Origin of the sequence: Paraburkholderia sp. J69-1 (assembly GCF_905220255.1) — a bacterium.
In the GTDB taxonomy this organism is placed as follows: domain Bacteria; phylum Pseudomonadota; class Gammaproteobacteria; order Burkholderiales; family Burkholderiaceae; genus Paraburkholderia.
In genome coordinates this window covers 163,910-190,668 of record NZ_CAJMZG010000014.1, presented here as the reverse complement: position 1 = coordinate 190,668, position 26,759 = coordinate 163,910, and the positions used below count along the sequence as shown (strand labels likewise).

Here is a 26,759-nt window from a genome sequence, read left to right as displayed (position 1 = left end):
ATGATCACGTGGCTCAGAATCCCCTCGCTGCGTCGGGTGGCGGTGAAGCAAAGATGGCGACAGACTTTGAAGCCCCGCTGATAAACTGGCGCGTCCGCGCGTCGAGTACGCGCCTCGCCTTTTCAACGCTGATTTAGAGTCTTCGCATGATCGAGCCGTCCGCCATCGCCCACGCACTTGCCGAAAAAGGGATCGTCGCGGACGAAAGTCAGCAAAGGGCAATCGACACACTCTGCGCCCTGCTCAAGGGTAGCCGCGCAGAAGCGGCTCAACGCGAGCATCGCGGCGTCTACTGTCACGGTCTGCCTGGGCGCGGCAAAAGTCTGATCGTCGACACGATTTACGCGCTCGCGCCGTGTTCAAAACGACGCATCCATTTCCATCAGTTCATTCGCGACATCAACCGTCTGCTCGTGCAGGCACCGCGTAGCGACGATCGGCTCGGCGATGTGTCGCGCGCGTGGCTCGACGGCGTCGATCTGCTCTACTTCGACGAATTCCATGTGCACGATATCGCCGACGCATTCCTGATCGGCCGATTTCTGGAAACGGCACTGACGAGCGGCACGCGTATCGTGCTGACCTCGAACTATGCGCCACGCATGCTTTTGCCGGACCCAGAATTTCACGAGCGCTTCGAGCCGACCATTGCGCGGATCGAGCGTCACTTCGACATCATCGCGTTCGACGGCGCGCGCGACTATCGGGAAAAGTGTGTCGAGTCGACACAACCGCGTTACTTCGCCCCGCTCGATGGCACGCGCGAAGCGCTGTGGGCGATTTTTGCTGAATACGAAGCGCAAGCATCCATCCATCCCGCAGATGTTGAAGTGGCCGGTCGCTCGCTGCCAATCACGGCGGCGGGCAAGCAACTGGTGTGGGTGGACTTTGATGCGCTGTGCGGCACGCCGCGTTCGCACCTCGACTATCTCGCGCTGGCCGAACGCTGGCGCGGCGTAATTCTTGACCGTTTGGACACGGCGATGCTCCAGCGGCGCGACGTACTGCAGCGCTTCGTCTGGCTGATCGATATTCTCTACGACCGCAAGCACGCGCTGTTTATGGCGTCGGACCGGCCGGTGCGAGCAACGCTTGAAGGACTGGATGGTGCGCACGATGTATCGCGCACAACGAGCCGGCTCGCCGAAATGCAGTCGCACGATTATGTGACTGCACTCGAGCGGACGCATCGCACCACGGATGTGTCGAGTGTGTCGAGCGCCGCGCCCGTTTCGGGCTCTTCGACAATCACCAGCTGACCCCCTCCCCTGACCGCGCCGGGCTCCGGCGCGCGCCGCAGCATTTTTCCAACTGTTGTACAGTCCCTCGCACCTCGACACGAAGGACTGACAACACGATGGACACACTCTCCCGCTTTAAACCTGTCGCACTCGAACATGCGAGTCGACTCATCAATCACGGCCCCACAATCCTGGTCACCAGTTCGGATGGAGTTCGTCATAACGTGATGGCCGCTGCGTGGTCGATGCCCGTGGAATTTACGCCACCGCGTATCGCCGTTGTCATCGACAAGAAAACCTTCACGCGTGAGTTGATCCACGCGAGCGGCAACTTTGCGATCTGCGTCCCGGGTGCTGCTGCGATGGATCTGACTTTTGCCGTCGGTAGCGTAAGCGGTCGCGAAACAGACAAGTTCGCGCAATTCGAAATCGACGCGGTGAAAGGCCCAGTGCTTGGTGTGCCCGTTATCGAGCAAGGTTTCGCCGCGTGGATGGAGTGCAGACTGATTCCTGAGAAGCACACCGAAGATGCTTACGACACGTGCTTCTGCGAAGTGGTGTCAGCGGCTGCTGATCCGCGCGTCTTTGATGGCGGACATTGGGTATTCGATGAGAGCAATCGCGACCTGCACACGATCCATCATCTTGGTGCCGGGAATTTCGCGCTCGCAAGCGATGCCGTTAAGGCGCGAACGCTTGCTGGCTAAAGACGTGCTGGGAATTTGAGCAGACTGCGGCGGGAAGAGAAACCGCTGCGGTTTGAAGCGTCGCTTATTCGATTAATTACAAAATACGTAGTGAAATATACGTCTTGGGCTATTTTTCGTGCGCTTGTTTGTAATTGTGCTTTAAGCGCTGTTTTTATGAGGGTTAAAACACTTCGCGCCGTGGAACATTGCTTACAAGAACAAGTTTCTATCGCGCAAGCGCTTGATGCATAAGGATTTTATCGTATTTCTCGATTTGATGCGAATGTTTCACGAGATGTGTTCTGACGGCGATTTTGGGCCGCTAAATGCGGGTTTTGAAGGTGTGAAGTGGTGCAGTTTCGTTAGTTTTTGGACGTATTGGTATCGCGGGGTCGCAGTTGAGCAGAGAATACAGGCGCCGTCTCAGCCACTTGCCTCTCTAGATCGTCAGCGGTGTCGATTCAGTTTGTTTTTTGCACAAACTGGGCCGTGATATTTTTGATGGTTAGTTGCGTTAACTGCTCTGGTTGCATGCGTTTGACCACCCAATATGTATTAAGCAAACGTCTCTATCCTCGTAGTGCTCATCGTCACGTTTGCCGCGCGCTGACAGATGTGCCTGAGTCGAGAGCAGTGACGGCTTAAATCGCAATGGCTTGTCGGTATCGCGAGACCCGTCTGCTCGGCTTTAGCTATCTGTCTCGCACCGGTTCGCCGAATGTGCCAACACATACTGCCTTCTTCGCAGCCGAGAGCTTCCCAGGGCGAGCGCGATTTTGCAACGATTCTTGGTTGGGGCCAGTGCAGAGAAGAGAAGCACCCTATGCTCGGCAAGCGCTCAGGTCACGGTTATGGCGGAGACCGCGTCGCCCTTAAGTGCAACCTGTGCCGCTAGCCCTTCTTGAGCAGTTCGCGCGCATCGCACAAATCACGTCATGACATCGGCGAAAACTGGCACTCACCTAAGTCTAGAATCGCCCTGTTGTTCCGATGGGATTCCGCTCTGCTCCATCGACATCGATGCGTACACATTCGACAAAATCGAGGCACCGAGCTTTCCGCAAGCGTGTCGGCCTTCGCTAATCGTGTGTGTCGACTCGACACAGACACCGGTTGTCCCTGAGTTGGGGCAACTTTAACTACGGGCGTGAAGCGCTGCCTGGTCCACCTAGCTAGCGGAATCCCAAACCGGCGGCTGGGAAAATAATCCTGTGTCGAGTCGACACAGTTCGGGCGACGACCTCGTGAAGCTAGCGGCGCAATGACCTGTGGCGTTGCCGCGAATCAGTTCGTGAGCATCGAAACTAGCCGCATACATCACATTTAGGTCGCTCGCCTTCGGGAACATAAGTGACTTCATTGGCGGCTCGATGCGTTTCGCTAGTGTCCCCGTCGTCACCCGTTGACGGCCGGAACGATTCCTCGCGGAGCAAACCACTGCCCATTTCGCGCAGATCGGCACATTGCAAAGAGCATCCACAAAGCCAACTCAGAGTTCTCGACGCGGCGAAATCGCGCCCGGTACAACGATCTCCATTGAGCACTCGTGTGTCGAAACGACACACACTTTCCTGCCGATGCATCGTCCAATACTTCCCTGCCTGCCCTATCTCGCGCGCCCAGTTCGGTTGGGAGCGCGACGTCATGTGTCGAGTCGACACAAAAGACCGAGGCGTCGCGCCACGTGCCGGCCCGATCGACTGCGTTGACTAAGGCCATTGAGACCTGCCCAAACTCATCAGGCCTCAGGGAGAGTCACTAGCAGGCAGGATCACGCAGTTCATCTGCTCGTCCCCATGACCTTGCCTCGCGCATGACTGCGGGCCATGAGAACAGCCAACCGTCGCAGACAGAAAATTGACGGCGCCCTGCTCGATCACATCGCGCACTCCACCGTATTCGCCTCGGCACAAAGCGCCGGCTTTACTCTGCCAACGCTTAGACCCAGGCGCGCTCATCCCACGTGTCTTCTTCAAACGAACTAACTGTGTCGACTCGACACAAGGCGCACGACATCCGAACAAGGCAAAGTTGCCCCCTAATACCCTTCCCTTCTCGAATACCCGGTTCTGCAGCGAATAGTGCTCGCTTTGACAAACCCGTTTGGCTGCCCCGCACTCGCGAATAGGACAGATATCCTGCATCTCAGATTTGCAGGCCGGCGCTCGAATCAGACACTCGCCGCTGTGAGATGAGGATTAGCGACGGGTAGTACCGCTTCCTCGCAACGATCAGAGCATGGCCCGAAACAACGATCAAACGTTCTGTAGGTTTGGCCCAATGTCGCGGCAAGCGCTCATATCGTCGTGTGTCGAGTCGACACACGACGACTCATAGGGCGATCAATCGCGCAATGTCCCCAAGACTCGGTAGCAGTGAATACGCACCTCCAACGACCGGGTGAATGAACCGATCGCTGCAAAGATGAGCGCCTAATCAAGATCAGCGCTCCGCATGCTCCAGTGCCCCCGAGCGAATGCGGACGTGCCGCCACACCACATCTTCCGTCGAGACTCCCTACGTGTGTCGACTCGACACACGTAGTCGTTGCCTCCCGGTCTCCTACTCCAGCAACCTGCAGAGCCGAAACAATCTTCCGTCGAGATCTAGGCCGTTTCCATGTGTCGAGTCGACACAAGCAGCCAGCACCAGCATGCCCACCGCCCGTGTCGACTCGACACACTCTTTCAACTCACCAATAAAAAAAGCCCGCTTTCGCGGGCTTAATCCTCAATCCAAATTCCAGCCAATCCACTCAGCCAGGTTTCACATTGAACAGTTCGTTGATCAGTTCACGAATCTGCGTCTCCTGAGCATCCGAAAGCACACCCGTTTTCAGCTTCACCGTGAAGCTATTCGTGTCCTTCGTGATACTGCCAGCGTGGCTCTTCCCCGAGAAAATCTTCTCGATGCTACGTTCTGAAACGCTCTGCGGGACCTCGCTGCGGTTCGATTGCGCCCCGATCGCGGCGGCCAGCTTGCCTTGATCCAGCGTCCCAGCCACGACTGCCGGCCACAATTCGCGCGCAGCAGAAAGCCCACCCGCACCGTGTTTCTTGATCGCCGAAACAATCTCATCCGCCGCCGAGCCGCCTAGCAGGCGCGGATTCAGATCGAGATCGCGGCGAACAAAATCCGGAAGTTTTTCGAACGAGAGGAATCGATACAGCCCCTTGCGCGACATACCCAGCGCTTCAGCCATGCGCGTACGCGTGGGAAACTCCTGTTCTGCGCGGCGCAGCGACTGACCGATTTCGTAGTCCGTGAGATCTTCGCGACCGACGTTCTCCACCAGCGCCAGCACCGCCATATCCTGGTCGGAGCATTCGATCACCGACGCCCGAATCTCTTCCGCGTGCAGAATCACATGCGCGCGAAGCCGACGCTCACCAGCAATCAGTTGATAACCGTGATCGGCGCGACGCACGACTACCGGTTCAACAAGCCCAACTTCACGGATCGATTCAGCAAGCGACGCCAGACCCTCGTCGCTGAATATCTTGCGCGGCTGCCAAGGATTTGGCTGGATCGCGCTGACCGGCAACATCAGTTTGTCGCTATTCGTCTCCAGTTCCTGAATACGCTGCTGCGCGACCGCCAGTGCGCCGAGCATGCCGGGGCCGGTCTTGAAAGCGCTACTACGGCGCGGCTCCTGGGCTACTGGCGCCGGGCGTTCGGTGGTTTGACGCTCGGAGGCCGAGCCAAGCTCGGCGGTCTTCGCCGCCATCTTGTCGCGGAACGAACTCATTTCCCGGCCCTCCATTGTTCAACGTAGAGATCGTCGATCCAGCGCACGTAGTCGGTGAGCGGTTGCCGAACCCGCGCAACCGTCTTGTCTGCCAGATCGCCCTTGCTGATGTCGAAGACGGTGGCCATAGCCAGCGCGCCGTTGCTCATCGCCGAGCTCGCCGGCACTTCCACCGAGCTCACCCAATCCTTATAGGTACGCTGCACCCACGAGCGCACAACCGGCGCCGATGACGTCTTGCCGTAGTCGACCTTCGAAAGCAGCACTGAGACGAAGTCGTAGGTCTTCTCGTCACCGCGCTCCATGATCGTGTGCGCGAGATCGGAGAAGAGGCTCCAGAACGACACCGAGCTGATGAAGTCGAGACTCTCCGGCACGAGCGGCATCACCATTGCGTCCGCTGCCATCAGCGCATTGATCGTCAGATACGAGAGCGAGGGCGCGGTATCCAGCAGGATGTAGTCATAGTGCTGGCGCAGCGATTTCACGCCTTCGCGCAACAGATCCCAGAACTTGAAGCCGGGATTCTTGATGACAGTGCCGGGAATGTGAAACTCTGCCGAGAACAACGTCGGGTGCGCGGGAATGACATCGAGTCCATCCCAATACGTCGGCTGGACGAAGTTCAGCAGGCCGCCTTCCATTTGCGGATCGTAGATGTACGGCAGGACCGTGCTGTCCTCCGTCACTTCCTTCTCCGCATAGAGACCGCAGAGCTCTGTCAACGAAGCTTGCGGGTCGAGGTCGATGAGCAGCACGCGGCGGCCGCGCAGCGTCAGCCCCTGAGCGAGGCACATCGTCGTCGTAGTTTTAGTCGAACCGCCCTTGAAGTTCGCGACGAGAATGACCTTGCCGTCCGCATCGCGCACGCCGGTGTGGAGCGGCGTCTGATAAATATCCGAAACCTGCTGGACCCAGACACGCGCTTCAGGCAACGTAAACACCCGGCTACGTCCCGATCCTTGCGCTTCGCCTTGGGGCAAGCCTTCGCGCGTAGCCAACAGGTTATTGAGCTTGATCCGGTCGATACCGCACAGTTCCGCAACCTGGGCCGAGGTAAACGTCGGTGCCATCTTGCGCGGCTTCGGCGCCAGCATCATTTCCCGAAGCTCTTCCGACAGTAGCCCCGCCTCTTCCGCAAAGTGCGTGACAGCCGAAAGGTCGACGCGCCGGTCAATTGATGGAAATTCGATAGTCTTTGCCATTAATACGCTTTTCATCGGAATTTGGATAAAGCGTAGAATACAGGAAAAGCGTATCGAAACACACTGATTGAGACCGGTTTTCGAAAAAAACGACCTTTTTATTCGCGCTATAACGGCTTCGGACGGGCTCGTCCAGCCGTTGGCCTATCCTGAACGGCCAAGCCCGCCTGGAGGCCCCTAAGCCCCTCTCCGTCGATTTGCCTATTTTTTAAGCAAATATTCAAGAGAACACTGAGAAGTCTCCTGCCGCCACGACTAACCCGGCGTTGACTCAGACGCCTCTTCCAGCTTCGGCAAGCGCCAATTCGCAGAAGTCACGGTTTTTGTGCACTTTCGCCATTTGGTACAAGTCCATGCAGTCGCTTTGGAATTGCCACAACGGCTATTGTATTTTTTTACTGCGGCTGCACTCGTGTACGCGGCGAAATGGCACAAAATCCGTTACCGCATTTCTCCAGAATCCTTGCGAGCGCTGCACTTCCATACATCTGCACAAAAAACGCACGCGAATCATCGTGCTTGTACAGAAATAGCAAACTGAATACTGCGAAAGCCCAGCGGAACCCCGCGGCGAGCGGCGTCAGGCAGCTTGATCGCACAAAAACCGTTACCCGCAGCCCTAAGAACAGCCGCTGACGCCGTAAAGGATGCCGATACCTGCGGCTGCACATTAAACGTTGCCTTCTCTCGCGCCACACTTCCGCGCACAAAAACCACTACATCGCTGTCTCCGGCTTCAATCCGCACAAAAACCGTTACCAAACGCGATTTCGCTGCGCCGAAAGGACTTGAATCCTCATCTGCACATGAACCGTTACCATCCGATCCAGGAGATGCACACAAAACGTTGCCTTGCTATCGAGCGTTTCCAGCCACAAAACCTCGTGTTAACCCTAGATTGCCCAATAAAACAGCAATGAGCGCGGCTTGCGGCTCGATCACCTGCGCTCAAGCGTCTTATTTCCCTGTTCTGCTAGCCGATCAGCACAAATTTCGGTACCAAGCGTCTTTTTTTACGAGGTTGGTTTGTTTACTTAAAAACAAAAAACCTACAAACCCACTAACGTAGCGCCCTGAATTCTTTGATTTCAAAGACTTGCCCTCGAAAAGAAACGGTCTATGTGCTGAAGGCATCGTTCTATGTGCGCAAGGGTGCCGTTTTATGTGCATGGGATGGCGCGGTTTATGTGCAGTTCGGCACGTTTTTTGTGTCGACGCTTTTCGTACGTGGCGTTTGAGGTAACGGTTATTGTGTTGACTTGTGTAAACGGAGTGATAGAGTCCCCGCCAATATCGACGGAGAGCACGCGAATGTCGGAGGACAGCGGACGCAGGACGACCACCCAGCAAATGTCGCTTGGGTTGTTCGAAGAGATGTCCGGGCAACCTATCAGCGAGAGCACGAGAGAGATCGGCTTTCAGCGCAACAACGTTTTCGTTGCCATCAACGGGCTCGGCCTGTCGTCGCGGCGTTTCATCGACGCGGCGTATTTCATCGCAGCCCAGGAGCCGGTTCCGCACGAGACCTACGACGTCGACCTCAACTACTTCAAGTGGTTGATGCGCTACGAAAGCCGCAACGTGCGTCACCTTCAGAGCGTGATCAAGGAGGCGCAGCGCGTCCTGATCGAAGTGACCGACACGCCGCCGGACCGCGCGCCCAGCGAAGACGACCAGTGGATTTCCGAGCAGTTGATGGGCAGCGTCAAGATCGGCAAGGGGCGGATCCAGTTCCGCATTCCGCCGCTGATGCTGCGCCACATCACCGGGCCGGAGAAGCATCACTGGCTCAACCTCTGCATCACCGCCGCGTTTTCGCAGACCTTTGCGCGCGCGATTTACGACTACGTGCAGCCCTATGTGCTTGCCGGCCTCACCGACTGGATCGAGCTCGACGTCATGCGCCGCTGGCCGGGCAAGCTGGGTTCGAGTGCATCCGAGTTCAAACATTTCCGGCCCAAATACCTCGATCCTGCGGTCAAGCAGATCAACGAGCTGTCGGATATCGACCTGAGCTACGAGACGCGTGCCGACTCCGAGACCTCGCGCAAGATCAACAAGATCCGCTTTCGCCTGAAGCGCAAGGACACGGTTGCGGCGATGTTGAGCCGTCAGCCCGACGCGCACGACCTGCTGCTCACGCTCAAGGAGGAATTCGGCCTGAGCAACAAGCAGTTCGACGTGATCGCCGAGCATCGCGTGAACTGGACCGACGAGCGCATCCAGCAGGCGATCGAGTACACGCGTTTCCGCCTCAACCAGGGCAAGGTGACGAAGAGCCCGGCGGGTTACCTCATGAAGGCGCTGAGCCATAACTGGCAGGTCTCGGAGGCCGAGCGCAAGATGGTGGCGATCCAGGGCGAACGCGCGGCGGCTGTGGACGCCGAAGAAACCGCCAAGGCGGCGACCACCACTGCCGTGAAGCAGAGCATCGCCGCCCGCGACGAAGAGGCCCGCACGCGCCGTAACGACGAAGTGCAGCGCGGTCGCGAGCATTTCGAATCGGCCGACGAGAAGACCCGCAAGGAGCTCGTGCGTCTTTACATCGCCTCGCAGGCCGGCAAGCTCATGCTGCGCCGCCTGAAGCTCGAGGCCGGTGCGCTTTCCGATGTGAACATCCTCAACCACTCCGATCTGTCCTGGTACTTCGGTCAGTTCGTCTACGGCAAGCTCAAACAGAGCGGGCTGTGAGTCCCCTGCCCTCGTGGCAGGGCGACGTGCCTGGCAAAAAATCGTTGCGATCGCGCCGTTCGGGCGCGACTTTGCGCATAGTGTGCAGGCAGCCCGATGATCCCGAAGCGCGTCGAAAAATATCGACGTGGGATCAATGACTTGGGCGATTCATCCGAAGGCTTATCCCAAGAGTTATCCCCGGAAACTGTGGATAACTTTTGCGCCTCGATGGCCGCACGCCGGGCGCTCGACACCCACTGTCAAGCGCGAACTTCGGCGCGAATTACCTGGTAATCCTCATCAAATCACGCTGCCACAACAACCGTTTCCACTGCGCCGGCGCCTAGCATCGTGCCCCGGCAGCAAGGCGTGCCGCAGCGGCACGCATATTCGCGCTGGGCTTCGTCGTCGGTCTGCTGGTCGATCTCCAGCGCGTAATCGATGAACAGTTCCTCGCCCGCAGCAATCTCGCGGATCGTTTCGATATAGACGCGGCCACTGTCTTCCACGGCTTCGCAGTTTGCGGCGCACGCGTGATTGAGCCAGCGCGCGCCATTGCCGCCACGCCCGCCGTCGATTACGCGACCATCGGACAAACCGAACAGGAAGGTATGACCCGAGACATCGCGCCGCGCATTCCAGCGCGCGGCCTCGCGCCACGTCGTCACCATGCCTTTGTATTCGAAGATACGCTCGCCGGCGCGCAGCCCGCAGAGTGCGAATACGCCTTTGCCATGCACCGGCGATTGCCGGACGGACACACGTTTCATGATCGCCGTAACGAGAGTGAAGACGATGCGATTGGGGACGATGCGCCCGGTCACGACACGACCGGCGCCTTGTATTCGCGCGAGTATAAGTCGAGAAAATAGTCGCGAATATGACGTTTCGAATATGCCGGTGCAGCGCTTTGGCGGCGTTCGCGCATCCTCGTATCGCCGGAAGCGCGGCAAACCGGTTGACGCGATCGCTCTGACAGCGTTACGATGATCGCTCGGTCAAGGGACAGACCCACGACCGCCAATCTCTTGAGGGAGCCTCATGAGCACGAATACCTCGCGTTTCGACGCACTGATTTTCATTGGCCGTTTCCAGCCGCCGCATCGTGGTCACCTCGATGTGCTGCGCCGCGCATTGGGACTCGCTACGCGTGTCTGTGTGCTGATTGGTTCGACCGACCGCCCGCGTACCATCAAGGACCCGTTCTCCTTCGACGAACGCCGCCAGATGATTCTCGCCATGCTCGACGAAGACGAGCGCGAGCGGGTACTTATCGCGCCCGTGCAGGACTCGATGTACAACGACGGCGACTGGCTGCGCTGGATTCAGGACGCCGTGGCCGCGCAACTGGGCGACACCACGGGCCGCCGTATCGGCTTGATCGGGCACGAGAAGGACAGCAGTTCCTACTATCTGCGCATGTTCCCGCAGTGGGACTTTGTCGAAACGGACGCCACCGAAGACATCTCCGCGACCGAGATTCGCGAGCAGTTGTTTGCGGAGCGCAGCAACAGCTTCGTCTCGTGGGCTGTGCCCGCGCCGGTGCACAACTGGCTCGAAGGTTTTCGTACGCGGCCCGAGTTTGCGCAACTGAAGTCGGAAGCCGAATTCATCGCCGGTTATCAGAAGGCCTGGGCTGCTGCGCCTTATCCCGTGACCTTCGTGACCGTCGATGCGCTCGTCGTGCATTCCGGCCATATCCTGCTCGTGCGTCGTCGTAGCGAACCGGGCCGCGGCTTGTGGGCGCTGCCAGGCGGTTTCGTCAATCAGGACGAACGCCTCGAAACCGCCTGCATTCGCGAACTGCGCGAAGAAACCGGCCTCAAGCTGCCCGAGCCGGTGCTGCGCGGCTCGATCAAGGACCGTCAGGTCTTCGATCACCCGCAACGCTCGCTGCGCGGGCGCACCATCACCCATGCTTTCCTCTTTCATTTTCCGGTTGGCGATCTGCCGCGCGTGAAGGGCGGCGACGATGCCGACAAGGCGCGCTGGGTGCCGCTCAACACGTTTGCGCGCATGCGCGACGTGATGTTCGAAGATCACTTCGATATCGCGCATCTGTTCCTCGGCAAACTCTAGGCACACGTAGCAGGACGCACAGTTTTACCCCGTCGGGAAAGACCCGGCGGACTCTCAACGGCATAGAGGAGCTCTAGCCATGCAAGCCCAATTCGATTCGTTCGCATCCGTTCTGGCCAATCCGATTCTTAATACGGACTCCTACAAGGCCTCCCACTTTCTGCAATATCCGCCCGAAGCGACGGGCATGTTTTCGTATGTCGAGTCGCGTGGCGGCCGTTACGATCGCACCGTGTTTTTCGGCCTGCAAATGCTGGTGAAAGAATATCTGTGCCGTCCCATCACGGCGCAGATGATCGACGAAGCGAAGCTGTTTTTCGGCGCACACGGCGAGCCATTCAACGAAGCCGGCTGGCGTTATATCGTCGAGCAGTACGGCGGCTATCTGCCGCTGCGCATTCGCGCCGTGCCAGAAGGCTCGGTTGTGCCGACGCATCAGGTGCTCATGACTGTCGAGTGTGACGATCCCAGAGTGTTCTGGCTTGCTTCGTACATCGAAACAATGAATCTGCGCCTCTGGTATCCGATCACCGTTGCGACGCAAAGCTGGCACCTGCGCAAGACGATCGGCCGCTATCTGCGCAAAACCAGCGACGATCTCACGCAACTGCCGTTCAAGCTGCACGACTTCGGCGCGCGTGGCGTGTCGAGCGCCGAAAGCGCGGCGATTGGCGGCGCGGCTCACCTCGTGAGCTTCATGGGCTCGGATACCGTGCTGGGCGTGATCGCGGCGAACCGCTACTACAACGCGTCGATGGCGGCGTATTCGGTGCCCGCAGCCGAGCACAGCACCATCACCTCCTGGGGCCGCGAGCGCGAGGCCGACGCTTACCGCAACATGCTCGCGCAATTCGGCAAGCCGGGTGCGATCGTCTCGGTCGTCTCCGATTCGTACGATCTGTTCGCGGCGCTCGAAGTCTGGGGCGGCGAGTTGAAGCAGGCCGTGCTCGACTCCGGCGCCACGCTTGTGATCCGGCCGGACTCCGGCGAGCCGGTCGATATCGTCATGAAAACGGTGCGCGCGCTCGATGCATCGTTTGGCTCGACGCTCAATAGCCGGGGCCGCCGTGTGTTGAACACCGTGCGTGTGATTCAGGGCGATGGCGTGAACGAGGCCTCGATCGAAGCGATCCTCGCGGCGCTCGACGACGCGGGCTATGCGGCGGACAACGTCACCTTCGGCATGGGCGGCGCGTTGTTGCAGCGCGTGGATCGCGATACGCAGCGCTTCGCGATGAAGTGTTCGGCGATCCGGCTGGGCGATACGTGGACCGGCGTGCGCAAAGATCCGGTGACCGACGCCGGCAAGCGCTCGAAGATGGGCCGCCTCACGCTGCTGCGCAACCGTCGTACAGGCGAATATCGCACCGCGACCTTGCCGCTCGCCTGGGAAGATCGCACGCTCGAACGCGACTGGGAAGAAGCGCTCGAAACGGTCTATGAAAACGGGCGTCTCTGTGTCGATGTCACGCTCGATACGATCCGCGAGCGTGCACACGCCGACGAGGCCTGACGCCTGCAGCCCGCGCGCGCGAGGTCAAGCGTCTTTCTGCAGCGTCAGCAGATTGGCGTCGCGCGCGAGTTGCCAGCCATCGGGGCTGCGCCGGAAGATAGATAGGACGCTGCCTGCGCGTCGCATGACCGTGTTGCCGTCGCGCGCGACGACACGCACATCGAGTTCGCTGCGACACCAGGCGAGATCGCCGGAGACCTCGATTTCCTGAATCGCGCCCGTCGATTCGATCCGATGGGTGACGAGCAAAGGCTTGAGCGCCTGCACGAAGGCGTCGCGGCCACGCATGGGCGGCTGACCGGCGACGAGAAATGTCACGTCCTCGGTCATCAGCGCGGGCAGCGCGTCAACGTCGCCCGCATTCGTGGCCGCGTGCCATTGCGCGACCACGTTGCGCAGGCAGGTTTCATCGTCGGTCATGGTGGATCTCCCGTGCGTCGTCGAGGTCCACAGCTTACTCCGCCAACGCGCACAATGCGGTAGATTGGCGTCGCGTCACACGATCAGGAGAAGCCGATGCAAGATCACACATTACCCGCACCTTTACTCACCGCGTTCGACGGCGACCATCTGGAAATGCACGCCGATGGCGCCATCCGTATCTCGACGGTGAGCGCCGATGGCTGGCCGCACGGCGCGCAACTGAGCGTGGGCGAAGTGCTGGCCGTCGATCCTCAAACGCTGCTCGTCGCGATGTGGCCCAATTCGAATACCGCACACAACATGGCGCGCGATGGCCGTTTGACGCTTTCGCTTGTGGACGACGGCGCACTGCTGGAAATCCGCGCCCGCGCAAGCCTCGTTGCCGAACAGCAGACTGCGCTCAATCTCAGCGTGTTTCGCCTGCATATCGAGCGCGTAGACGTGCATCGCGCGAAATATGCCGACGTGCTCAGCGGTGTGACGTTCCGGCTCCATGAGCGCGAGAGTGTGATTGCGCGTTGGCGCGAACAGATTGCGATGCTGCGTACGCACGTATAAAACGCGCTGACCCATTTACGCATCTGATCGCATTCACATTGCTGCAATGAACGCAATGGACTGATGCGCACTAGTGAGTTTATTGATTGACCGTACATCATTAATATCTGCGGGCGTTGTTCAGGCGATGAACAACGCTGGTCTCCAAACCGACTTCGACCTCCGCTTGCGCAAAGGCGGAGGTCTTTTTTTTGTATCCGAAAACACTCAACGCAATTCACCATTTCTATTTTCGATATCTCGACTTTCCCGTTTTCGGTAATAAAGCATTGCGCTGAAGATAGGGCAATAAAGATGACCCTGAATTTATAATTCGCCGGGTTTCGACGCGGCATTTTCATCATTCAATCGATCGTGCCGCATCAGAATCGATAATCGAAAGAGTGAGGAAATGCGAAAAAGAAAACTGCCACTCGCTATTCTTTTTGCGGGCTTGTGCCTCGGCTCGACGGCCGCACACGCGGACCGATGGGGCGTCCAGTTTGCCGGCGGCGTCGCCGACCACGACGTGAAGAAAGCCGACCTTGGCGTTGTGTGGGACCCCGGCTGGCAATGGTGGAATATCGGCGGCTATCATTTCACCGTGGTGGGCGAAGGACACGTCGCCTACTGGGACATCGGCGAGCGACCGTCCGCCAATGCAAACATCTGGGAATTCGGCTTTACGCCCGTGTTCCGCTTCATCAAGAACTCCGGCTTTATCCGTCCTTTCATCGAGGCGGGTGTGGGCGTACGCCTGCTTTCGCACGTGGACGAAACGCCGGATCGAAGCTTCTCGTCTTCGTTCCAGTTTGCGGATATGGTTGGTGTAGGTGCACAGTTCGGCGAGCACCAGGACTATCAGGTGGGCTTTCGCTTCCAGCACCTATCGAACGCCGGACTCAAGCACCCGAACCCCGGTATCAATTTCAGCCAGATCTACGTGCAGTACAATTTCTAGTTGTTCCTGTACGCGTCTCATGCGCCGTCGCTCGCACGGCGCACGCTCAACTTTCTGCTTTATCACCGCTTGATTCATTCAACATATTAGTTGTGCGTGCAACTTTATATGTTATGACGATTGTTCTTATCCGATTCCTGCAACGGATAAGGTATGGAAGCGCAACAACCAGCGTATGGACGTGAAAAGGGTATTGTGATGCCGTGAATAATATACGGCTATTTCCTTTCATAAACCTTCTTGATTACGGCGATCGCAACAGTGTTTATTGATATCCATCACCACTGAACTGCGCTTTCACCTCTATGATGAGTCGCGACGTTTTACCGCAGCCCAGTCATGAGGACAGCATGGATCTAGCAAAAATCCGCCGCGAAGCGTTTGCGATGCCGGTTCACAATCCGGCCTATCCGCGCCCGCCGTTTCGCTTCGTCAATCGCGAATACTTCATCATCACGTACGAGACCGATCCCGATGCGCTGCGCGCCATCGTGCCGGAACCGCTCAAGCCCGAGAACAATCTCGTGCACTACGAATTCATCCGCATGCCCGACTCTTCGGGGTTCGGCGATTACACCGAAAGCGGGCAGGTGGTGTCGGTGCGCGACCCGCAGGGCCGTCTCGCCAACTACACGCACTCCATGTATCTGGACGACGAAGGCCCGATCGCGGGCGGCCGCGAAATCTGGGGCTTTCCGAAGAAACTCGCCCGCCCGGTGTTGGGCGTGGACGGCAACGACACGCTGCTCGGCACGCTCGATTACGGCACGCAGCGCATTGCCACGGGCACCATGGGCTACAAGCACAACGTTCTGAATAACGAAGACGAACGTCGCAAGCTGGCCGATACCCCCAACTATCTGCTCAAGGTGATTCCGCACGTGGACGGCACGGCGCGCATCTGCGAACTCGTGCGCTTCTATCTCAGCGATGTCACCGTGCATGGCGCCTGGAGCGGTCCGGCCGCGCTCGAACTGCATCCGCACGCCCTCGCGCCAGTGGCCGATCTGCCCGTGCGCCGCGTGGTGGGCGCACGTCATGTGATCGCCAATCTCACGCTCGATATCGGCGAAGTCGCGTTCGACTATCTGGCCGATACCGCTGCAAAGCCGGCGCGCCATAGCGACGAAGAACCGGCGCTCACCTAATTTTTAACTCATTCAGTAAGGATTACTTATGTCGTTGAAGAACAAAGTCGCCGTTATTACCGGTGCGGCAAGTGGCATTGGCGAACATTGCGCACGGATGTTCGCTCAGCAGGGCGCGGCCGTCGTGATCGCCGATCTGAACCTCGCGGCAGCCGGCAAGGTCGCCGACAGCATCATTTCGGCAGGCGGCAAGGCGCTCGCCGTGGCGATGGACGTCACCAACGAAGACGCCGTCAATGCGGGCATCGAGGAAGCCGCGAAGGTGTTCGGCGGGATCGATGTGCTGGTGTCGAACGCCGGAATTCAGATCATCAGCCCGGTCGATGAATTCGCTTTCGGTGACTGGAAGAAGATGCTCGCGATCCATCTCGATGGCGCATTCCTCACCACCAAGGCCGTGCTCAAGCATATGTACGGCAGCGGCAAGGGCGGCTCGATCGTCTATATGGGTTCGGTGCATTCGCACGAAGCCTCGAAGCTCAAGGCCGCTTATGTGACGGCCAAGCACGGTCTGCTGGGCCTGGCACGCGTGGTCGCCAAGGAAGGCGGCTCGCGCGGCGTGCGTGCCAATGTCGTGTGCCCGGGCTTCGTGCGCACGCCGCTGGTCGACAAGCAGATCCCGGAACAAGCCAAGGCGCTGGGCATTTCCGAGGCGGACGTCATCAAGAACGTCATGCTCAAGGACACCGTCGATGGCGAATTCACCACGCTCGACGATGTCGCCAACACCGTGGCCTTCCTCGCGGGCTTCGAGTCCAATGCGTTGACGGGCCAATCGGTGCTCGTCACGCACGGCTGGTCGATGCACTAAAGGAGGCGTTCATGCGCAGCAGCAATACAACCGCCCGCAGAGAGGCCAAATCCACGCGCAACTCGGAGCGCAAGCCGTTTGAGCTGCCGCGCTATGACGAAATCGCCCTTGTTTTGCAGGGCGGCGGCGCACTAGGCAGCTATCAGGCCGGCGTGTTCGAAGGGCTGGCGCAGGCAGGCGTGGAGCCGCACTGGATCGCGGGTGTGTCGATTGGCGCGCTCAATACGGCGATCATCGCGGGTAACGAGCCCGGCCAGCGCGTGGCCGCCTTGCGCGGCTTCTGGGAGTCGATCTGCCATCCGCTCGACTGGTTCGGCAATCTGGGTTCGCTCGCGCTGCCGCTGTTCGGCCATCACGATCTGGCGCGCCGCTGGGCCAGCATGTGGGCGGCGGGGCGCGCGCTCGCCGAAGGTCAGCCGGGCTTTTTCGCGCCGCGTCGTCCCTTGCCGCTCGCGGGCTGGCAGAAGTCGCTGCCCAATTCAGTGAGCTATTACGACACTGCCGCGCTCAAGGCCACGCTGCAGCGTTTCGCCGATTTCGACCGCATCAACGATGGCCCCACCCGCGTTTCGGTGGGCGCCGTGAACGTGCGCAGCGGCAACCTGGTGTACTTCGACAACACGAAGATGCGTCTCGAACCCGAGCATTTCATGGCATCGGGCGCATTGCCGCCGGGTTTTCCGGCTGTCGAGATCGAAGGCGAATACTACTGGGACGGCGGCCTCGTTTCGAATACGCCGCTCACGGAGGTTCTGCGTGACGCGGACCACAAGGACACGCTGGTTTTTCAGGTCGATCTATGGAGTGCGAACGGCAACGTGCCTGCCGATTTCATGGACGTGGCCGAACGCGCCAAGGACATCCAGTATTCGAGCCGCACGCGCGCCATCACCAATATGCTCGCCGATCGGCAGAAGCACGCGCGTTTCATCAAGGAACTGCTCGAGCACGTGCCCGCCGAAGCGCGCCGCAGCGACCCGCTGTTTCGCCTCGCGGAAACCGTGGCCGATGGTTCGTCGATCAACGTCGTGCATCTGATCTACAAGAACAAACCTTATGAAGGCCACTACAAGGACTACGAGTTCAGCGTCGATACGATGGAGGAGCACTGGTCGAGCGGGCTGGAAGATATACGCGCGTCGTTCTCGCATCCTGACTGGTTCGCGGTGCCGAGCCGCGAACAGGGTTTCGTAACGCACGATATCCACCGCCGGGCTGGCGAGGTGCCGGAATCGGATCGCAACGATCTGCCGACGTCGCACGAGCCCGTCGACGTCCAACAGCCCGCCTGAGCGTTTACGCGGCGAGTGCGCTTTCGCGTTCGCCGCGTTTTTCCTGCGCGCCCAGCAGGCCTTGCTGCATGTCGTAACCCGAGGGATTCTGAAAAACACGCAGCCCGAATTCAGGCAGCACCGCAATCAGATGATCGAACAGATCGGACTGAATCGACTCGTACTCCACCCACGTAGTCGTATTGGTGAAGCAATAGAGTTCGAGCGGAATGCCTTCTGCACCGCTCGGCAACTGGCGCACCATGCAGGTCATCTCGCGATGAATATGCGGATGGCGTTGCAGATATTGATCCACATAAGCGCGGAATGTGCCCAGATTCGTGAGCTGGCGGCGGTTCGCCGTGCATTCGCCCGCGCTGCCTAGCGCGCCATTGAATTGCGTCAGTGCATCGCGCTTTTGCGCCAGATAGTCTTGCAACAGCGTGAGACGTTCGAGTCTTGCGACGTCCTGCGGCTGCAGAAAACGCACGCTGGTGGCGTCGATAAACAGCGCGCGCTTGATACGCCGCCCGCCCGCCTCGGTCATGCCGCGCCAGTTCTGATAACTCTCGGTGATGAGTTTCCAGGTGGGGATCGTGATGATGGTGTGATCGAAATTCGTCACCTTGACGGTGTTGAGCGTGATGTCGATCACCGTGCCGTCCGCGCCCGCGCTCGGCATGGTGATCCAGTCGCCGATGCGCAGCATGTCGTTCGACGAAAGCTGCACGCCTGCCACGAGGCCGAGAATCGTGTCCTTGAAGATCAACATCAGCACCGCCGACATCGCGCCGATCCCCGAAAGGAGCAGCCCGATCTGCTTGCCCGTAGCATCGCCAATCACAATTAGCGCCGCGGTGATGAACATCACGAGCTTGACCAGTTGCATCGCGCCCTTGAGCGAGAGGCGCGGCTGATCCTGACGCGCGGTGCGATGCGCATGTTCGAAGGCCGAAAGCGTCGCGCTGATGGTCATCGTCACGAGCAACACGATCAGCGCGAAACTGATTTTATCGACCGTCTGCGCAATCGTGGCGGGCAGGCCCGGCACCATGTCGATACCCAGACGAATCACCACGAAGGGCGCTACGCGGCTCAGCCATTTGAAGGCGCCGAATTCGAACAGGGCATCGTCGATGCGGGTGGTTGAACGCTGCGCGAGGCGCGCAATGACGCGGAACAACAGGAAGTGGACAGCGGCGGCGACGACACTTGCCGCGCCAAGCAGAACGAGCGAGCCAACCAGCGGCTCAAACCAGATTTCATTCACATTCATGGGGTGTTGCGGATTCCTTTTTTCAGCGCTTCACAGCATGGGCAACGTAAAACGCGACCTAAAAAAACAACGCCGGCACGCAATCGATGCCGTGCCGGCAAATCGTAGGGTACTTGAAAGGGACCGCGCAAGCGAGCCGAGGTTCCGCACGCGCGTGATTGAAAAGGGCGCGTTCAGACGAACGGCGGCTCGCTTTGCCAGTCGAAAAAATCCGGCATATCGGTGGAAACGCGGTTCGGAAAGGCCGCAGGGCGTTTTTCGAGGAATGCGCTCACGCCTTCGGCTGCATCGGCGGAACGGCCCCGCGACTGAATGGCGCGGCTGTCGAGGCGGTGCGCTTCCATCGGATGGCTCGCGCCGGCCATGCGCCAGATCATTTGCCGCGAGATCGCCGCGGAGACCGGCGCGACGTTATCGGCGATTTCGCGTGCCAGCGCCCACGCTGCGGGCAAGAGATCCGCGGGCGCATGCACGGAGCGCACGAGACCGCGCGCGAGCGCTTCATCGGCGGTGAAAACACGGCCCGTGTAACACCATTCGAGCGCCGACGAGATGCCCACCACGCGCGAAAGAAACCACGAAGACGCGGCTTCGGGCGTGATGCCGCGCCGCCCGAACACGAAGCCGAATTTCGCGTCGCTCGACGCGAGGCGGATATCCATCGGCAATTGCATCGTCATGCCGATGCCCACCGCCGGTCCATTGACTGCTGCGATCACCGGTTTGAGGCTGCGGAAGATGCGCAGGGCGACACGGCCGCCGCCGTCGCGATGCACCGTTTCGACGCTCGTGCCCAGGCGCTTCGCGTAGTCGAAGGTTTCGCCGCCCGAGGAAAGATCCGCGCCCGCGCAGAACGCGCGGCCCGAGCCGGTGACGATCACGCAGCGCACGGCGTCGTCGGCGTCGGTGGTGTCGAAGGCGGCGATCAATTCCTGCATCATCGTCGCCGTGAAGGCGTTGAGTTTTTCGGGGCGATGCAGCGTGATGGTGGCGACGCCGTCCTCGACGTGGTAGCGCAGCGTTTCGAACGACGGTTTGGCGGTATCGGTCATGGTTGTCCTCGCAATCAATATTGGGGCGGTTCGGATGCCGGCGCAAAGCGCGGCGCGCGCTTCTGCAGGTTCGCGGCGACTGCCTCGCGTTGATTCGTGCCGCCGATCAGTGCTTCCTGTTCGATCGATTCGGCCAGCAGCGTGGCAGCGGCATCGCCGTGCGCGGCGACGTGCAGCAGGCGTTTTGCAGCGCGAATCGCATCGGGGCTGCGTTGAGCGATTTCGCGCGCGAGCGCCAATGCCTCGGCATGCGGGTTGTCGCTCACGCGGGTGGCGAGCCCCAGTTCGACCGCTTCGCTCGCCGACACCACGCGCGCCGTGTAGATCAATTCGCGCAAACGGTCTTCGCGCACGAGGCCGCGCGTGAGCACCATGCCGCCCATATCCGGCACGAGCCCCCATTTCATTTCCATCACCGAAAGCCGCGAATCGGGCGCGACGAAGCGCAGATCGGCGCCCAGCGCGAGTTGCAACCCGCCGCCGAACGCCACGCCATGCACAGCGGCGATCACGGGCACGGGCACCTCGCGCCAGAGCATGCAGATCTGCTGCGCGTAATTCGACAGCCCGTGCGTGCGCGTGACGATAGGCGTGTTGCGTCCGACCTGATCGAGCGCCGCCATGCTCTCCAGATCGAGGCCTGCACAAAAAGCGTTGCCATTGCCCGAAAGCACGACGGCGCGCAGATCGGCTTCGCGCGCAAGGCGCTCGCCGGCGGCGAGAATCGCATCGAACATCGCGGGACTCAGCGCGTTCATCTTGTGCGGACGATTCAGGCGAACATCGGCCACGCCGTCTGCAATGGCGATGTCGATCAGCGAGTGGGTCTCCTGGGTCATGCGGTTTCCTTTGTGGTCATATTGGTTGGTTGCGCGCTCACCATGTATCGACAAAACGCCGCTGCGGCTGCGCGCGATCGGCGAAACCTGCGCTCGCATCGAGCCCGCGCATGAGCCAGCGACGCGTTTCGGCGGGATCGATCACGCCGTCGATTTCGAGGAAACTCGCCATATTGATGGCCTTGCCGTTGCGGTAAGCATCGGCGACCATGCGCTCGAATTGCGCCTGACGCTGCGCGGGATCGTCGATGGCGGCGAGTTCTTTCGCGTAGCCCAGACGCACCGCGCCCTCCAGTCCCATTGCGCCGAATTCGCCGCTTGGCCACGCGATCGTGAAGAGCGGCGCGTGAAAGCTGCCTGCCGCCATGGCCTGCGCGCCCAGTCCATACCCTTTGCGCAGCACGACGGTAAAAAACGGCACACGCAAACTCGCACCCGCGACGAACATGCGCGAGACGTGGCGCACCGTGGCCTGTTTCTCCGCTTCCGGGCCCACCATGAAACCGGGCGTATCGCACAGGGAGAGCAGCGGCAAGCCGAAGGTATCGCAAAGCTGCATGAAACGCGCGGCTTTGTCGCCAGCCTGTGCATCGATTGCGCCGCCCAGATGCATGGGATTATTAGCAAGCAATCCGAATGGTTTCCCTTCGATGCGAATCAATGCGGTGATCAAACCTGGCGCGAAAGCGCGCCGCAATTCCAGCACCGAATCCTGATCGGCGAGAATTTCGATCACGCGGCGAATGTCGTACACGCGCAGGCGATTCTCGGGAATCGCTTCGCGCAGCAGCCGTTGATCGGCGCAAGTCCACGCTTCGATCGACCCCTGAAAATACGAGAGATATTGCTTCGCTGCCTGCACAGCGGCGGCTTCGTCGTCCACCAGCACGTCGATTACGCCATTGGGTGCCTGCACGCTCGTCGGGCCCACTTCCTCGGGCGTGAATTTGCCGAGACCGCCGCCTTCGATCATCGCCGGTCCCGCCATGCCGATGCTGGTGTTGCGCGTGGCGATGATCACATCGCAGCAGCCGAGCAGCGCCGCATTGCCCGCGAAGCAGCGGCCGGACACCACGCCCACCAGCGGCTCCTGACCCGAGAGCCGCGCCATGCTCGCAAAGGTCCGGCAATCGAGGCCCGCCACGCCCACGTGATCCGTGTCGCCCGGCCGCCCGCCGCCGCCCTCCGCAAACAGCACGAGCGGCAGACGCCATTGCTCGGCCAGCTGTAGCATGCGGTCGGTTTTCTTGTGGCTCATCATGCCTTGCGTGCCCGCGAACACCGTGTAGTCGTAGGCGATGGCCATGCAGCGCGCCGCTTTCGCGCCCACGCTCTGTGCATTGATCGTGCCGATGCCCGCGATCAGGCCATCGGCGGGACTTTGCGTGATCAGATCGTCGAGCGGGCGGCGGCCGCGTTGCGCGGCCAGCGCGAGCGCGCCGTATTCGATGAAACTGTCCGCGTCGAGCAGATCGTCGAGATTTTCGCGCGCCGTGCGCTGGCCGGTTTTGCGGCGCTTCGCAACGGCTTGTGGACGGCGCTCGTCGCGTGTGAGCGCATGACGCTCCAGCACTTCGGCGAGGTCGGCGCGAATGTGCGAGAGATCGCGGCTTTCTTCGGTTTGCATCTGCGCGGCAGCCACTTCCGCGGGCTCGATATAGACGAGCGGCGCGCCTTCGAATACGGTGTCGTTCGCCTGTGCGGCCACCACGCGAACGATGCCGCTTTGCGTCGCCTCGACGACGAACTCCATTTTCATCGCTTCGAGCACAGCAACCTGCTGGCCGACGGCGACGGTGTCGCCAGGCTGCACATCGACGCTCACGAGCATGCCTTGACCCGGCGCGACGAGCGGCACGCAGCCAGGCGGCGCGTCGTGCGTGTGTATAGCCGATGTTTCGGGCGCGGCACGCTCCGCAGCAAAGAAGCGCGGCGGCGTCACATCGCCGGAAGCGGCAAGCAGTTCGCCGATATGTCGCTCGATGAAGCGTGTGTCCACGTCGTAACCCGGCAATTCCGCGCGCTGCAATAGCGCCTGCAAAAAGCCGATATTGCACGCGACGCCTTCAAGCCTGAACTCGCTTAAAGCGCGCGCGGCCCGGCGCAGGGCGGCAGGAAAATCGTCGGCGTGGGCGATCAGCTTGGCGATCAGCGAATCGTAGTTCGGGCTCGTGGCGTAACCGGTATAACCGTAGCCGTCCACGCGCAAACCCGCGCCGCTGGGCGGCTCATAGGCGCTGAGTACGCCGCCTGCTGAACGCGCGCTGCCATCGGGCTGCATCGCTTCGAGATTCACACGCGCCTGCACAGCGAAGCCGCGCACGGGCGGCGGGTCGATCAGTTTGAGATCGGCAAGCGTTGCGCCTTGCGCGAGCGATAGTTGCGCGCGCACCAGATCGATGCCCGTGATTGCCTCGGTCACGCAATGCTCGACCTGTACGCGCGGATTCGCTTCCATGAAGACGAAATCGCCGCGCGCCGTATCGACCAGAAACTCGAACGTGCCGATACCGCGATAATTCACGGCGCGCGCGAGCGTCAGTGCGGCATCGATAATCGCGCGGCGCAATGTTGAATTCAGGCCTGGCGCGGGCGCGATCTCGATCACTTTCTGATGCCGACGTTGCAGGCTGCAATCGCGTTCCCACAGATGCCCCACCTGCACGCCGTCACCGACGATCTGTACTTCGACATGACGCGCATGCGCGATCAGCCGTTCCACATAAAGCGCGCCGTCGCCGAAGGCCGCGCGGGCCTCCGATTCGCAGCGCGCGAAGGCTTCGTCCAGCGTGGACGCGTCGTGCACCGCGCGCATGCCGCGCCCGCCGCCGCCTGCGAGCGCCTTGACCATGATCGCGCCGTGCTGGGCGAGAAAATCGCGCGCCTCATTCAGCGTGGTCGCGCGATTCGTTCCGGCCGCGAGCGGCACGCCGCAACGCGCCGCGAGTTCGCGCGCGCGGGCCTTGTCGCCGAATGTGCGCAACACCTCCGGCGACGGGCCGATAAAACGCAGGCCCGCATCCGCGCAACGCTGTGCGAAATCGGCGCGCTCGCTGAGGAAACCGTAGCCAGGATGCACGGCGTCGCAACCCTGCTCGCGCGCCGCGGCAATGATCGCGTCGATATTCAGGTACGCCGCGGCGCCGCGTCCGGCCAGCGGCACGGCCAGATCGGCACGGCGCACATGCAGCGCGCGGGCGTCGTCTTCGGCATAGACGGCGACGCTGCGCATACCCGCTTCGGCCACCGCGCGCGCAATGCGAATCGCGATCTCGCCGCGATTGGCAATCAGCACAGCGCCAATGCCATCGTGTTGCTTCACAGAAGATGTCGTCACAGCAGTTCGTCCAGTTCCTGTTTCCTGACCTTGCCGGTTGCGGTCATCGGCAAGGCGTCGATCAACCGAATTTCCGGCACCTTGTACACGGCCATCGAGGCGCGGCACCATGCAGCGAGTTCATCCGCATTCGCGCCGCTGCCCGGCTTGAGCACGACGAACGCCACCGCTTGCTGGCCGCGCGCCGCGTCGGGCCGCCCGATCACGGCACTGCCCAGAATCGCCGGATGCTGGCCGAGCAACGCTTCCAGTTCGCTCGGAAACACGCTCATGCCGTTGACCTTGAGCATTTCCTTGCGGCGTCCCAGATAGCGGATAAACCCTTCTTCGGTGAAGGTGGCGAGGTCGCCGGTATGCAGCCAGCCGTCGCGCAGCGCTTCGGCGCTGGCCTTTTCGCGTTGCCAGTAGCCCTTGAACAGCGAGGGCGAACGCACGCATAGTTCGCCTTCGCTGCCGGGCGGCAGTAACTCGCCGCTGGCGAAATCGCAGATCTTGAACTCGGTGCCGGGAACCGGCAGACCGACAAACGTGGGTTGTTCGCGCAGATCGGCATCGTCGGTTTGCAGGCCGAGCGTGAAGGTGTCGCAGGTATGCGTCTCGGTCATGCCGTAGCTGAACTCGTAGAGCGTGCAGCCCGTGAGATCGCGCCAGCGGCGGCGATAGTCGCGCGTCAGTTTCTTGATGAAGGAGATCGCGCCCACCTGGCGCAGCGAGCCGCAATCGAATTCGCGCACGCGCGGGTGATCGAGCACATCGGCGACACTATCGACCAGCATGCCGCAATGGCTCACGCGATAGTGCTGCACGGCGCGCATCCACGCGAGCGGGTCCCAGCGCGCGAGCAGCACGAGTGCCGCGCCTGCGAACACGGGAAACAGCAGACCGGCGTTTTCGCCCGCGATCCAGAACTCGGGCAGAAAGTTGAGGAAGATGGCGTCGCGATCGGCGCGCAGCGCGACGGGCATGAAGCTCGCGCAGGTGTAGAGCATGTCGCCGTGCGTGTGGATGCAGCCTTTGGGCAGCCCGGTGGTGCCGCCGGTGTAGTTGAACGCGGCGATATCGTCGAGTTGCGGCTCGTAAGACGGCGCGGGATGTTGCACGCCGGCGAGTGCGGGCAGCAAGTCGATAGCGTTATCGCTCACGCATTTGGTTGCGAGCACAACATCCGGCAACGGGATGGGTGCATCGTCGCCCGTTTGCGGGCCGCGCATTTCGCCCACGCCGGTTGCAATCACCGAGCGCAGCGCGCATTCATCGCGCACCTGTTCGACGATGGGCAACAGTTGATCGGCGCAGATCAGCACCTGTGCGCCGCTGTCCTTGAGTTGATAACCGAGCTCCAGCGCCTTCGACAGCGGGCTCACCGGCGCATGCACCGCGCCGAGTTTGAGAATGCCGTAGAACGCAATATGCATCTGCGGGCAGTTGGGCATGAACACGGCCACACGGTCGCCGGGCTTCACGCCCAGACCGGCGAGCAGCGCGGCGCAACGCTCGCTCAGAGTGTCGAGTTCGCCGTAACTTAGCGTGCGGCCATAGAAGTGCAGGGCGGGCCGCTGCGGATCGCGCCGCGCCCATTCGCGCAGATATGCCGTCAAAGGCCGCTGGCCGAGCGGATACTGCGGCTCGCGCGGCGTGCCTGCCGGCCATGCGCGTGCCCACAGACCGTGCAGATGCTCCAGATACTCGCGTTCGTTCATCGGACGTCTCGCGGGTTCGGCGGTTCGCCATGCGCGGCGAATCGCGGCGTGAAGTTGCCTACGGGAAATGCGGAAAAGTGCCTGACGTGGCCGGCCATCCATGATGTGCACGATTGCCGCTTCGCGCGCCTGCGGTTTGTCCCGGTTGACTTTAAAGAACGATCGTGCGATTTGTATCGATACCCCTTGTTTTCAAATTCCGGACGCCGTCGGCGTTCGTGTCCTTGCTAGTGCAGCTTTTTCTGCAGTGCCCTTT

The 26,759-nt window shown here is 60.6% G+C and carries 19 protein-coding genes; 10 read left to right on the top strand and 9 right to left on the bottom strand.

Going from position 1 to position 26,759, the window contains the following annotated elements; all coding sequences use genetic code 11:
- Positions 1-146 precede the first annotated feature (146 nt).
- Together zapE and U5A67_RS25045 are read left to right on the top strand one after the other, a co-directional pair.
- Entirely contained in the window at positions 147-1,259 is a 1,113-nt protein-coding gene (gene zapE, locus U5A67_RS25050; protein WP_321816313.1) for a cell division protein ZapE, read from the top strand.
- A 98-nt stretch (positions 1,260-1,357) separates the two neighbouring features.
- Positions 1,358-1,948, top strand: a complete 591-nt coding sequence (locus U5A67_RS25045; RefSeq protein WP_321816314.1) for a flavin reductase family protein — start codon at positions 1,358-1,360, stop codon at positions 1,946-1,948.
- Between the two features lie 2,737 nt (positions 1,949-4,685).
- Here U5A67_RS25045 and U5A67_RS25040 read toward each other — a convergent pair.
- Together U5A67_RS25040 and U5A67_RS25035 are read right to left on the bottom strand one after the other, a co-directional pair.
- Positions 4,686-5,678: a ParB/RepB/Spo0J family partition protein gene (locus tag U5A67_RS25040; RefSeq protein WP_205985133.1), complete on the bottom strand. Its 993-nt coding sequence runs from the start codon at positions 5,676-5,678 to the stop codon at positions 4,686-4,688.
- Positions 5,675-6,883 (bottom strand): AAA family ATPase, encoded by a 1,209-nt coding sequence (locus U5A67_RS25035; protein ID WP_205985132.1) that lies wholly within the window; start codon positions 6,881-6,883, stop codon positions 5,675-5,677. Before U5A67_RS25035 ends, U5A67_RS25040 begins: the two co-directional genes overlap by 4 nt.
- Positions 6,884-8,194: 1,311 nt before the next feature.
- Here U5A67_RS25035 and U5A67_RS25030 point away from each other — a divergent pair.
- Complete coding sequence (locus U5A67_RS25030) at positions 8,195-9,574, top strand: replication initiation protein (protein ID WP_205985131.1); 1,380 nt, start codon at positions 8,195-8,197, stop codon at positions 9,572-9,574.
- A gap of 287 nt (positions 9,575-9,861) precedes the next feature.
- On the opposite strand, the gene U5A67_RS25025 is transcribed toward U5A67_RS25030, so the two are convergent.
- Entirely contained in the window at positions 9,862-10,326 is a 465-nt protein-coding gene (locus tag U5A67_RS25025; RefSeq protein WP_205985130.1) for an SET domain-containing protein, read from the bottom strand.
- Between the two features lie 271 nt (positions 10,327-10,597).
- On the opposite strand from U5A67_RS25025, the gene U5A67_RS25020 reads away from it, so the two are divergent.
- Both U5A67_RS25020 and U5A67_RS25015 read left to right on the top strand, forming a co-directional pair.
- Positions 10,598-11,635 carry a bifunctional nicotinamide-nucleotide adenylyltransferase/Nudix hydroxylase gene (locus U5A67_RS25020; protein ID WP_205985129.1) on the top strand — a complete coding sequence of 346 codons (1,038 nt, stop codon included), beginning with the start codon at positions 10,598-10,600 and terminating at the stop codon, positions 11,633-11,635.
- A 79-nt stretch (positions 11,636-11,714) separates the two neighbouring features.
- Entirely contained in the window at positions 11,715-13,148 is a 1,434-nt protein-coding gene (locus U5A67_RS25015; protein ID WP_321816315.1) for a nicotinate phosphoribosyltransferase, read from the top strand.
- A gap of 24 nt (positions 13,149-13,172) precedes the next feature.
- Here the strand turns inward: U5A67_RS25015 and U5A67_RS25010 are convergent, their stop codons facing one another.
- Positions 13,173-13,568, bottom strand: coding sequence for an SgcJ/EcaC family oxidoreductase (locus U5A67_RS25010; RefSeq protein ID WP_321816316.1), 396 nt, complete (start codon positions 13,566-13,568; stop codon positions 13,173-13,175).
- Between the two features lie 96 nt (positions 13,569-13,664).
- On the opposite strand from U5A67_RS25010, the gene U5A67_RS25005 reads away from it, so the two are divergent.
- From U5A67_RS25005 to U5A67_RS24985, 5 genes are all read left to right on the top strand, one after another.
- Positions 13,665-14,129 carry a pyridoxamine 5'-phosphate oxidase family protein gene (locus tag U5A67_RS25005; RefSeq protein WP_321816317.1) on the top strand — a complete coding sequence of 155 codons (465 nt, stop codon included), beginning with the start codon at positions 13,665-13,667 and terminating at the stop codon, positions 14,127-14,129.
- Between the two features lie 391 nt (positions 14,130-14,520).
- Positions 14,521-15,069: an acyloxyacyl hydrolase gene (locus tag U5A67_RS25000; protein ID WP_321816318.1), complete on the top strand. Its 549-nt coding sequence runs from the start codon at positions 14,521-14,523 to the stop codon at positions 15,067-15,069.
- Between the two features lie 350 nt (positions 15,070-15,419).
- On the top strand, positions 15,420-16,217 hold the full coding sequence (locus U5A67_RS24995) for an acetoacetate decarboxylase (protein ID WP_321816319.1): 798 nt from the start codon (positions 15,420-15,422) through the stop codon (positions 16,215-16,217).
- A gap of 28 nt (positions 16,218-16,245) precedes the next feature.
- The gene (locus U5A67_RS24990; protein WP_321816320.1) at positions 16,246-17,028 is read left to right on the top strand and encodes a 3-hydroxybutyrate dehydrogenase; all 783 of its coding nucleotides are present in this window, start codon (positions 16,246-16,248) and stop codon (positions 17,026-17,028) included.
- A gap of 11 nt (positions 17,029-17,039) precedes the next feature.
- On the top strand, positions 17,040-18,320 hold the full coding sequence (locus U5A67_RS24985; protein ID WP_321816321.1) for a patatin-like phospholipase family protein: 1,281 nt from the start codon (positions 17,040-17,042) through the stop codon (positions 18,318-18,320).
- A gap of 4 nt (positions 18,321-18,324) precedes the next feature.
- Here U5A67_RS24985 and U5A67_RS24980 read toward each other — a convergent pair whose 3' ends face one another.
- From U5A67_RS24980 to U5A67_RS24960, 5 genes are all read right to left on the bottom strand, one after another.
- On the bottom strand, positions 18,325-19,575 hold the full coding sequence (locus U5A67_RS24980) for a mechanosensitive ion channel family protein (RefSeq protein WP_321816322.1): 1,251 nt from the start codon (positions 19,573-19,575) through the stop codon (positions 18,325-18,327).
- Between the two features lie 173 nt (positions 19,576-19,748).
- Positions 19,749-20,627: a crotonase/enoyl-CoA hydratase family protein gene (locus tag U5A67_RS24975; RefSeq protein ID WP_321816323.1), complete on the bottom strand. Its 879-nt coding sequence runs from the start codon at positions 20,625-20,627 to the stop codon at positions 19,749-19,751.
- Positions 20,628-20,641: 14 nt separating this feature from the next.
- Positions 20,642-21,466, bottom strand: coding sequence for a crotonase/enoyl-CoA hydratase family protein (locus tag U5A67_RS24970; protein ID WP_321816324.1), 825 nt, complete (start codon positions 21,464-21,466; stop codon positions 20,642-20,644).
- Between the two features lie 37 nt (positions 21,467-21,503).
- Positions 21,504-24,803, bottom strand: coding sequence for a carboxyl transferase domain-containing protein (locus tag U5A67_RS24965; RefSeq protein WP_321959747.1), 3,300 nt, complete (start codon positions 24,801-24,803; stop codon positions 21,504-21,506).
- Positions 24,800-26,503 carry an AMP-binding protein gene (locus U5A67_RS24960; protein WP_321816326.1) on the bottom strand — a complete coding sequence of 568 codons (1,704 nt, stop codon included), beginning with the start codon at positions 26,501-26,503 and terminating at the stop codon, positions 24,800-24,802. Before U5A67_RS24960 ends, U5A67_RS24965 begins: the two co-directional genes overlap by 4 nt.
- Positions 26,504-26,759 lie beyond the last annotated feature (256 nt).

Bases quoted from the DNA above. Each gene is read 5' to 3' on its own strand.
- U5A67_RS24975 (WP_321816323.1), bottom strand. From the start codon at position 20,627: ATGACCGATACCGCCAAACCGTCGTTCGAAACGCTGCGCTACCACGTC.
- U5A67_RS25020 (WP_205985129.1), top strand. From the start codon at position 10,598: ATGAGCACGAATACCTCGCGTTTCGACGCACTGATTTTCATTGGCCGT.
- U5A67_RS25045 (WP_321816314.1), top strand. From the start codon at position 1,358: ATGGACACACTCTCCCGCTTTAAACCTGTCGCACTCGAACATGCGAGT.
- zapE (WP_321816313.1), top strand. From the start codon at position 147: ATGATCGAGCCGTCCGCCATCGCCCACGCACTTGCCGAAAAAGGGATC.
- U5A67_RS25010 (WP_321816316.1), bottom strand. From the start codon at position 13,568: ATGACCGACGATGAAACCTGCCTGCGCAACGTGGTCGCGCAATGGCAC.
- U5A67_RS24980 (WP_321816322.1), bottom strand. From the start codon at position 19,575: ATGAATGTGAATGAAATCTGGTTTGAGCCGCTGGTTGGCTCGCTCGTT.
- U5A67_RS24995 (WP_321816319.1), top strand. From the start codon at position 15,420: ATGGATCTAGCAAAAATCCGCCGCGAAGCGTTTGCGATGCCGGTTCAC.
- U5A67_RS25025 (WP_205985130.1), bottom strand. From the start codon at position 10,326: ATGAAACGTGTGTCCGTCCGGCAATCGCCGGTGCATGGCAAAGGCGTA.
- U5A67_RS24990 (WP_321816320.1), top strand. From the start codon at position 16,246: ATGTCGTTGAAGAACAAAGTCGCCGTTATTACCGGTGCGGCAAGTGGC.
- U5A67_RS25015 (WP_321816315.1), top strand. From the start codon at position 11,715: ATGCAAGCCCAATTCGATTCGTTCGCATCCGTTCTGGCCAATCCGATT.
- U5A67_RS25035 (WP_205985132.1), bottom strand. From the start codon at position 6,883: ATGGCAAAGACTATCGAATTTCCATCAATTGACCGGCGCGTCGACCTT.
- U5A67_RS25040 (WP_205985133.1), bottom strand. From the start codon at position 5,678: ATGAGTTCGTTCCGCGACAAGATGGCGGCGAAGACCGCCGAGCTTGGC.
- U5A67_RS25000 (WP_321816318.1), top strand. From the start codon at position 14,521: ATGCGAAAAAGAAAACTGCCACTCGCTATTCTTTTTGCGGGCTTGTGC.
- U5A67_RS25030 (WP_205985131.1), top strand. From the start codon at position 8,195: ATGTCGGAGGACAGCGGACGCAGGACGACCACCCAGCAAATGTCGCTT.
- U5A67_RS24985 (WP_321816321.1), top strand. From the start codon at position 17,040: ATGCGCAGCAGCAATACAACCGCCCGCAGAGAGGCCAAATCCACGCGC.
- U5A67_RS24970 (WP_321816324.1), bottom strand. From the start codon at position 21,466: ATGACCCAGGAGACCCACTCGCTGATCGACATCGCCATTGCAGACGGC.
- U5A67_RS24960 (WP_321816326.1), bottom strand. From the start codon at position 26,503: ATGAACGAACGCGAGTATCTGGAGCATCTGCACGGTCTGTGGGCACGC.
- U5A67_RS25005 (WP_321816317.1), top strand. From the start codon at position 13,665: ATGCAAGATCACACATTACCCGCACCTTTACTCACCGCGTTCGACGGC.